Source organism: Mesorhizobium sp. B263B2A (genome assembly GCF_020165775.1).
GTDB classification, from domain to species: domain Bacteria; phylum Pseudomonadota; class Alphaproteobacteria; order Rhizobiales; family Rhizobiaceae; genus Mesorhizobium; species Mesorhizobium opportunistum.
Genome location: NZ_JAIUIU010000033.1, coordinates 45827 through 54088, shown reverse-complemented (window position 1 = coordinate 54088; position 8262 = coordinate 45827). Strand labels below are relative to the sequence as shown.

Annotated in this window: 11 protein-coding genes; 3 read left to right on the top strand and 8 right to left on the bottom strand. The window is 64.9% G+C overall.

Going from position 1 to position 8262, the window contains the following annotated elements; all coding sequences use genetic code 11:
* Window positions 1-124: 124 nt before the first annotated feature.
* On the bottom strand, window positions 125-370 hold the full coding sequence (locus LB568_RS30305) for a hypothetical protein (protein ID WP_013892302.1): 246 nt from the start codon (window positions 368-370) through the stop codon (window positions 125-127).
* A 165-nt stretch (window positions 371-535) separates the two neighbouring features.
* Between LB568_RS30305 and gcvA the strand changes: the two genes are divergently transcribed.
* The gene (gene gcvA / locus LB568_RS30300; protein ID WP_140572935.1) at window positions 536-1468 is read left to right on the top strand and encodes a transcriptional regulator GcvA; all 933 of its coding nucleotides are present in this window, start codon (window positions 536-538) and stop codon (window positions 1466-1468) included.
* Window positions 1469-1489: 21 nt separating this feature from the next.
* Here the strand turns inward: gcvA and LB568_RS30295 are convergent, their stop codons facing one another.
* The 7 genes from LB568_RS30295 to tsaD form a co-directional block, all read right to left on the bottom strand.
* On the bottom strand, window positions 1490-2233 hold the full coding sequence (locus tag LB568_RS30295) for a glycosyltransferase family 25 protein (protein WP_224732081.1): 744 nt from the start codon (window positions 2231-2233) through the stop codon (window positions 1490-1492).
* 15 nt (window positions 2234-2248) lie between these two features.
* Window positions 2249-2665 (bottom strand): DUF1761 domain-containing protein, encoded by a 417-nt coding sequence (locus LB568_RS30290; RefSeq protein ID WP_023765937.1) that lies wholly within the window; start codon window positions 2663-2665, stop codon window positions 2249-2251.
* A gap of 125 nt (window positions 2666-2790) precedes the next feature.
* Window positions 2791-3516 (bottom strand): class I SAM-dependent methyltransferase, encoded by a 726-nt coding sequence (locus LB568_RS30285; protein ID WP_263497324.1) that lies wholly within the window; start codon window positions 3514-3516, stop codon window positions 2791-2793.
* Window positions 3471-3896 carry an EVE domain-containing protein gene (locus tag LB568_RS30280; RefSeq protein WP_013892308.1) on the bottom strand — a complete coding sequence of 142 codons (426 nt, stop codon included), beginning with the start codon at window positions 3894-3896 and terminating at the stop codon, window positions 3471-3473. Before LB568_RS30280 ends, LB568_RS30285 begins: the two co-directional genes overlap by 46 nt.
* 35 nt (window positions 3897-3931) lie before the next feature.
* Window positions 3932-4228, bottom strand: coding sequence for a YciI-like protein (locus LB568_RS30275; RefSeq protein ID WP_224732079.1), 297 nt, complete (start codon window positions 4226-4228; stop codon window positions 3932-3934).
* A gap of 22 nt (window positions 4229-4250) precedes the next feature.
* Window positions 4251-5288 carry an NAD(P)H-dependent glycerol-3-phosphate dehydrogenase gene (locus LB568_RS30270; RefSeq protein WP_224732078.1) on the bottom strand — a complete coding sequence of 346 codons (1038 nt, stop codon included), beginning with the start codon at window positions 5286-5288 and terminating at the stop codon, window positions 4251-4253.
* Window positions 5285-6370 carry a tRNA (adenosine(37)-N6)-threonylcarbamoyltransferase complex transferase subunit TsaD gene (gene tsaD / locus LB568_RS30265; protein WP_224732083.1) on the bottom strand — a complete coding sequence of 362 codons (1086 nt, stop codon included), beginning with the start codon at window positions 6368-6370 and terminating at the stop codon, window positions 5285-5287. Before tsaD ends, LB568_RS30270 begins: the two co-directional genes overlap by 4 nt.
* Window positions 6371-6526: 156 nt before the next feature.
* On the opposite strand from tsaD, the gene hemC reads away from it, so the two are divergent.
* A complete protein-coding gene (gene hemC, locus LB568_RS30260) occupies window positions 6527-7453 on the top strand; it encodes a hydroxymethylbilane synthase (protein ID WP_140572940.1) in 927 nt (308 codons plus the stop codon).
* Window positions 7454-7455: 2 nt separating this feature from the next.
* The gene (locus LB568_RS30255; protein ID WP_224732077.1) at window positions 7456-8172 is read left to right on the top strand and encodes a uroporphyrinogen-III synthase; all 717 of its coding nucleotides are present in this window, start codon (window positions 7456-7458) and stop codon (window positions 8170-8172) included.
* Window positions 8173-8262: the final 90 nt, after the last annotated feature.

Genomic DNA, 8262 nt, shown 5'->3' with positions numbered 1-8262 from the left:
AGTAGGCAGTAGGCAGTAGGCAGTAGGCAGTAGGCAGTAGGCAGTAGGCAGTAGGCAGTAGGCAGTAGGCAGTAGGGTTACGCGTCGATGCCGTCTAATTTCCCTACTCCCTACTCCCTACTCCCTACTCCTTTCGCCTGGGCTGTTGCCAGCCGATGTCGAGAAGGCCCAGCCGGCCCATCTCGCGGTCCATTGCCCGGGCGACGTCCTTGCGGCCGGCGCCGATATCGCGCAGTTGGCGATCGGACAGGTCCTCGACGTTCTGGTGCGGAAGATTGACGGCTACCCTGGCTTGACGCAGCCAGGCACGGATCGCCGCCAGCCGGGCCGGGCGGGCGGCATATGCAGGATGAAAAGCGGTGTGAGACATGATGGCATCCGTTCGTCCGGACATCAAATCTGGTTTGATGGTGTTTCGATGTCCCCATCATGCCTGATTGAAATCTTGGGAGGAAACGAGTAGTTTTTGCTCGATCATCAAGTTTTCTTTGAGGATTGAGAGCGCCATGGACCGCTTCGCCGAGATCCCCCGCTGATGGCGACCCTGCTGCCGGGAACGCGGGCGCTGAGGACGCTGGAGGCGGCGGCCAGGCACCTCAATTTCACCCGTGCCGCCGACGAGCTTGGCCTGACGCCGGCCGCGGTCAGCCATCAGATCAAGGAAATCGAGGATCAGCTCGGCATCGTGCTGTTCACGCGCACCAGCCGCACGATCCGGCTGACGGAGGCCGGCGCGGTGCTGTTCGAGGCCGCGACCGATGCGCTCGACCTGCTTGGCCGGGCCGCCATGCGGGCGCGCAAGATAGCGCGTGGGACGGAATTTCTGAAGGTGACGCTGGACGCCCAGTTCGCGACAAAATGGCTGATGCGGCGGGTCGAGGATTTTCGCAAGCAGCGGCCGGGCATCGAGCTCCGGTTCGACATCGCCTACGGGCTGCGCGATTTCGATCTCGACGATGTCGATGTCGGCATCCGTTTCGGCGCCGGCAAATATCCGGGGCTGTGCGCGCACCGCCTGTTCGACAACGTCATCATTCCAGTGTGCAGCCCGGGCCTTTTGGCGTCCGGGCCGCCCTTGCGCGAGCCGCGCGATCTCTTCCACCACACGCTTGCCCATATCGAGTGGGCGCGCCAGGGCGTGACATGGCCGAACTGGCGCATGTGGATGGCGGCGGCCGGTGTCGACGACTTCGACAACAGCCGGACAATCGTCTTCGTCAATTCCTCGGATGCCATCCAGGCGGCGATCGACGGCAACGCCGTCGCGCTCGCCGATTTCGCCATGGTGGCCAACGACCTGTCCGAGGGCCGGCTGGTGCGGCCTTTCGAGCTTGGCATCAAGGTCGCGCCCGAATTCGCCTATTTCCTGGTCTATCCCCAGGCCATGGCCGACGACCCGCGCATCGTCGCCTTTCGCGACTGGATCCTGGAGGAAGTGGCTAGGACGCGCACGACGGACAGGGTATAGGCCGTTACGGCCGATTTTCGCTCACGACCGGGCGTTGTGGCCGAAGATCATGCGGGTGTATTTCTTCCACTTCCATTTCAGTTTCTTGTAGAGAAGCGGATGCGGTTTGCCGGCGACGGAGGTGTGGAAAGCTCCGTTTTCGCTGCCCTGCTCGACAATGGGGCGTTCGAACCACAGCATTTCAACACCCAATTCCTCATCCATCTGTTCGGCCAGATGGTCGATCACCGTGGATATCTTGTTGCGGGCGATCCAGGCGCAACGCGCTTCGGCGGCCGGGCGGGTGATGAGGTAGGAATCCGCGCATCTGGCATGCAGCGCGGGGTAGAGCCTTTGACCCTTCCGCAATTTCCAGCTCGGCGTGTAGTAGTTGCTGCCATTGCCGAGATAGATGACGGCCTTGCGGTCGGGGCCGCCGAGTTCGGCCAGTCCCTGGCGGAACTTGGCGACAAAGTCGCGAGCGAGGAAAACGTCGTCCTCGAACACTAGGCAATAGGGCAGGTCGGTTTCGAGGAAATCGCGCCAGATGCCGACATGCTTCAGCGCCAGCGAGACGGCAGGCGGGTGGACAAAGCCGGGAGCGACCAGTTCGGCGCGGATCTCCGGGGTGACGTCTGGGCGGTCCCATTCGGTGTAGAAGTAGACCGGCACGCCGCGCCGCTCGAACTCGCGCACGATGTGCCGGCGCCGGTCGTCATAGCCTTGCTTGACGTGACAGACGCGGGTGAACACCAGGTCGCGCGGAAATCCGGACTCATCCGCCATCGTCAACCCGTCGTCTCAGCTTGCCACGGCGCCGAACCAGCCGATCACCGCACCGATGATCAGCAAGACACCCAGCCAATGGCCGCCGTCGATGAGGGTCAGGTCCCAGCCGAAATTCTCGTAGCGATGGTTGACCGAAAGCGTCGTGGCGACGAAACCCAGCCAAAGCACGAAGCCGAAGACAAGGCCGGCAAGCCATGTCGGCTCACCACCGGTCATCGCGCCGACGACCAGGGCCATGATGGTGGCCATGACCAGTTCGGCGATGAAGCTGACGACGAAGGGCAGCGGTGATTTCTTAATCGTCGCCGGATCGAGCTTGGCGGCTTTGAGCCACGGCTTGCTCAACGTCATGTACCAGGCCGCGCCGAACAACCAGGCAACGATAGCGGCCACGATCACCGCCAGCCAGTTCACTGCCGAAAAATCCATGAGCTTCCCCCTCCAGAGCGTTTCACCGTTTCATGGAAACGGCGAACCGCTCCAACTCTTTATTCTGACGCAATTCCAGACGGAAAACCGCTCACACTTTTCCTGGAATTGCTCCAGATACAAATTCATGGAAACGCCTGTTCGGCGACGGCGTCAAGCAGTCGCCAGACAGTCGTGCGCTTTACCTCGGCATCCTCGAGCGCCCGCGTCACCGGCACTTCGTAGACGCCAAGCGGGTCCAGCCCCGATCGCGGCAGATAGGAGCGGCCGGGATCGCCGATCAGGATATCGGCACCGCGCCGCTTGAGAGCCGAGAACCAAGGCATCAGCCGGTCGGCGAAAGGCTTGTCGTAGAAGACGTCGCCGGCGAGGATCACGTCCCAGCCCGCATCGGTGCCGACGCAGTCCATGCCGAGGAATTGGACCTGGACATCGTTGGCCTCGCTGTTGAGACGGATCGCGGTGGCGCAGAACGGATCGATGTCGGCGGCCATCACCTTCGCGGCGCCCGCCTTGGCGGCGGCGATGGCGACGAGGCCCGAGCCCGAGGCAAAGTCGAGCACGCGCTTGCCCCGCACGGTACCGGGACTGTCAATGACATGGCGGGCGAGGCCCTGGCCGCCGGCCCAGGCAAATGCCCAGAAGGGCGGCGGCAGGCCGATCTCGACCAGTTCGTCCTCGGTCCGCTGCCAGAGGTCGTGCGCCTCGTCGGCGAGGTGCAGAAGAATCTCCGGCACATGCGGCGGCGCCATCAGCGCCGTATTGTCGAGGATGAATTTTTGCGCGCTGTTTGGCGTGAGAACCGTCACGGAGCAGGCGTCAGGCCGCCCATGCGGCAGACTTCCTTCCATTCGGCCGGGGTCACCGGCTGCACCGAAAGCCGTCCGAGCCGCACCAGCGCCATGTCGGCGAGTTTTGGGTTGGCCTTCACCTCCTCGAGCGTCGGCGGGTTCGGCATGTCCCTGACCGCACGGATGTCGACGCATTCCCAGCGCGGGTCGTCGGTGGTGCTGTCGGGATGGGCGAGCGCGCAGACTTCCGCGATGCCGACCACGTTCAGCCCTTCGTTGGAATGGTAGAAGAAGCCGAGATCGCCGATCTGCATGGCCTTCATATTGTTGCGGGCGGCATAGTTGCGCACGCCGTCCCATTGCGTGCCGGCCTTGCCCTTGGCCTTCAACGCCTCGAAGGAGAAGACCGAGGGTTCGGATTTGAACAGCCAGTAGTTCATTCTTTTTGCTCCTCCTTGCGCACCAGCGAGCAGGATTAACTAACCGCAGGCTTGTTGAAGGTCCAGTTCCACTGGCGGATTTCGACGCTTTCGAACAGCCCGGCCTTGGCGTAGGGATCGGCTGCCGACAAAGCCTGCGCTCCCGCCAAATCCGGCGCCTCGACGACGACGAGGCTGCCATTGGGCTTGCCGTCGGCATCGAGGAACGGGCCGGCAAAGGCCAGCTTTTTTTCAGCATTCAATCCTTCGAGAAAAGCGACATGCTCGGGCCGCGTGTCGAGGCGCACCTGCAGGCTTCCCGGTTTGTCCTTGCAAACAAAAGCAAACAGCATGGTCTTCTCCCTTGTCGTCAGATCAATCGTTGGTTTCAGTCTTCAGCGGCCGGGTCATCAGCGCCGTCACGGCCTGCCGCACGGTGATGGTGCCGTCCAGTATGGCGGCGACGGCGGCGATGATCGGCGCATCGATGTTGCGCTCGGCGGCGATGCGCGCGGCGATGGCCGCCGTCGGCACGCCCTCGGCCAGCGGCAGTCCGGAAAGTTCCTTGCCTTGCCCGAGCGCCAGCCCATAGGCGAAGTTGCGCGATTGGGCGGACGCGCAGGTGAGCAGCAGGTCCCCAAGGCCGGAAAGCCCCATCAAGGTCTCCGGACGGGCGCCGAAGGCGGCACCGATGCGGCGCAGTTCGACAAAGCCGCGCGTCACCATGGCGGCCTGGGCGCTGGCGCCGAGCCCGGCGCCGGTAACGGCACCCGCGGCGATGGCAAAGACGTTCTTCAAGGCGCCGCCGATCTCGACGCCGATCAGGTCATCGTTCGAATAGCAGCGCAGGTTCTCGGCCGAGAAGCGGGCGGCAAGGTCGGCCGCCAGCGCCTCGTCGCGGGCCGCCACCACCACCGCTGTCGGCAGACCGCGGGCAACGTCGGTGGCGAAGCTCGGGCCGGACAGAGCCGCGACGGGGTTTCCAGGGAGGATCTCCTCGACAATCGCAGACAGCAGGGCGCCGGTGTCGCGCTCGATGCCCTTGGCACAGAGAACAAGCGGAATGCCGGCCGGCATATGCGGCCTGGCGGCTGTCAGCATGGCACGAAGCGATTGCGCCGGCGTCACCGCCAGCACGCAATCGGCACCGTCGAGCGCCGCTTGGATGTTATTGGTCGCCACGATGCCGGCCTGGAGCGCGATGCCCGGCAGATAGCGTGGATTTTCGCCGCGGTCGATCGCGGCGACGGTCTCCGGGTCGCGTGCATAGAGGCGGACGAAATGGCCGGCGCGCAGCATGGCCAGCGCCAAAGCGGTGCCCCAGGCCCCGCCGCCGAGCACGGCAACGCGCCAGCCGCTTGGCACAGGGTCGCTGCCGCCTATGCTCTCTTCGATCATGCCCTCCTTAATCATGCCTTGGCTCCCCGCCGGCCGGAGCCGACCATCGGCGCCGAGATGCTGTCCAGCGGCCAGCGCGAACGAGGCACGAAATCGAAGCCGTTCTCCTGTGCCATGCCTTGGCGCAGCCGCTCGATACCGGCCCAGGCGATCATCGCCGCATTGTCGGTGCAAAGCTTCAGCGGCGGCGCGACGAAGGTGAAGCCGGCCTGAGAGCACAGCCGTTCCAGCGCCGCCTTGATGGTGCGGTTGGCGGCGACGCCGCCGGCGACAACCAAAGCCGGACTTTTCGTGCCGGGAAATGTCTCGCTGAATCTCGCCAGCGCACGAGAAACACGGTCGACCAGCGCATCGGCGACCGCGGCCTGGAACGAGGCGCAGACGTCGGCGACGTCCCGGTCGCTCAGCGGCTCGATGGCCGTCGCTGTCTGGCGCACGGCGGTCTTGAGGCCGGAGAAGGAGAAATCGGGCTGCGCCGATCCCTTCATCGGACGGGGAAAGGCAAAGCGTGTGGCGTCGCCGGCCTGCGCGGCCTTCTCGACGTTCGGACCGCCGGGATAGGGCAGGCCGAGCATCTTGGCGGTCTTGTCGAAGGCTTCGCCGAGCGCATCGTCGATGGTGGTCGCCCAACGCTGATAATCGCCAACGCCGCGCACGGCCAGGATCTGCGTATGGCCGCCGGAAACCAGCAGCAGCAGATAAGGGAAATCGAGCCCGTCGGTCAGCCGCGCCGTCAGGGCATGGCCTTCGAGGTGGTTTACGGCGATCAGCGGCTTGCCCGCCGCCGCGGCGATCGCCTTGGCCGTCATCAAGCCGACGATCAGGCCGCCGACGAGACCGGGACCGGCGGTGGCGGCGATGGCGTCGATATCGGCCAGCGCCACACCCGAATCGGCAAGGGCGGCCTCGACGATGCCGTCCAGCGCCTCGACATGGGCGCGCGCGGCGATCTCGGGCACGACACCGCCGAAGGCGGCATGCTCCTCGATCTGGCTGAGCACGATGTTGGACAGGATTTTCGGCGCGTCATTGCCGTCAAGGGCCACGACGCTGGCGGCGGTCTCATCGCAACTCGTCTCAATGCCCAGAACGCGGATCAATTCGTCGCTGTCTCCGAAGATTGTATCGTGAAGCTTTCCCCGTTAGGAGAAAGCCCGGAAGGCCTCGGTTATTCTAGCCGCATTTCTGCGACGCCAAGTGACTCCACTTGGCTGCAAAATGCACTGGCCGGGGGTTATCACGGACCGCGCGCCATGCAAACAACCTTGAAAATCGGAACACGCGGCAGCCCGCTGGCGCTGGCCCAGGCCCATGAAACGCAGGCGCGGCTGATGGCCGCGCATGGCTTGCCGGCGGAAGCGTTCGAGGTGGTCGTCATCTCGACCAGCGGCGACCGCATCCAGGACCGGCCGTTGTCGGAGGCCGGCGGCAAGGGCCTGTTCACCAAGGAGATCGAGGAGGCGCTGCTGGCGGGCGCCATCGACATCGCCGTGCATTCGTCGAAGGACATGCCGACGCAACTGCCCGACGGCCTTGAACTCTCGGCCTTCCTGCCGCGCGAGGACGCGCGCGACGCCTATGTCGGCAAGGCGGCGAGGACGATCGCCGACCTGCCGCGCGGCGCAAAAGTCGGTTCGTCGTCGCTCAGGCGGCAGGCGCTGATCCGCCGCATGCGGCCGGATCTCGACGTGGTGATGTTCCGCGGCAATGTGCAGACGCGGCTGCGCAAGCTGGACGAAGGGATCGCCGCCGGCACCATCCTTGCCTATGCCGGGCTGAAGCGGCTCGGGCTCGACCATGTCGTCACCGACCTGATCCCGCTCGACGTCTTTCCGCCGGCGCCGGGCCAGGGCGCGATCGGCATCGAGACGCGCATCGGCGATCGCGCCGTCGAAAAGATGCTGGTGGCGATCCATGACGTGCCGACCGGACAGGCACTCGCCTGCGAGCGCGCCTTCCTGGCGGCGCTCGACGGCTCCTGCCGCACGCCGATCGCCGGCTACGCGGCGATCGAGGCCGGAACGCTCTCTTTCGCCGGCCTGATCATCTCGCCCGACGGCACGCAGTCGCACACGATCGACCTGCAAGGGCCGGCGCAGGATGCCGCTCTCATCGGCACGGAAGCCGCCAGGACCGTGCGGGCCAAGGCCGGTGAAAAGTTCTTCGACGGCTGGCTGTGAAAATGCCCAGCGTGCTGGTGACCAGGCCGGAACCGGGCGCTTCGCGTACGGCGCGGCGGGTTCTGGAGGCGGGTTTCCAGCCGATTCTCCTGCCTTTGACCGAAACGGCGGCTTTGCCTGCCGATGCCGGTCAGATTCCGGCTGATGCTCTCGCCGTTGCCATCACCAGCGCCAACGCCGTGCGTCATGCTTCGGAAGAAATCATCGCGGCGCTCGCGGCCCTGCCTTGCCATGCCGTTGGAAAGCGGACAGCCGAAGCCGCGCGCGACGCAGGGTTCCTGTCGGTGCGCGAGGGTCCGGGCGATGCCGAGGCGCTGGCCGAAAACATGGGCGATACCTTTTCCGGCAAGACGATCGTCTATCTCTGCGGACGCGTGCGGTTCCCGGTGTTCGAACAGCGGCTGGAAGCCGCTGGCGTCCAGGTCCACGCCGTCGAGACCTACGACACTTCGGCGGTGCGTTGTTCCGACAAGGACGTCCTTGAGCTGACGTCAGGCCAACCCGTCGATGCGGTGCTGCTCTATTCGGCCAAGGCGGCTGGCGCGATGCAGATTTTGGCCGCAAGGCCCGCCTTGAAACTACTCTTTGAAAAAACACGGTTTTTGGTGCTTTCCCAGCGCATCGCCGCTGCTCTTGACTATAGCGCTGGCAAAGCAATCGAGATTGCCGCGACGCCCGACGAGGAGGCGCTGCTGGCACTTTTGCGGGCGCCCCGCTGACCCGCGTCATCACACCGCCCCTTTTCACCGCTTGGTGATGTGCTAGACCCTTCTGAACCATCACGCGCCGCCAGGCGTTGAGACGAAGCG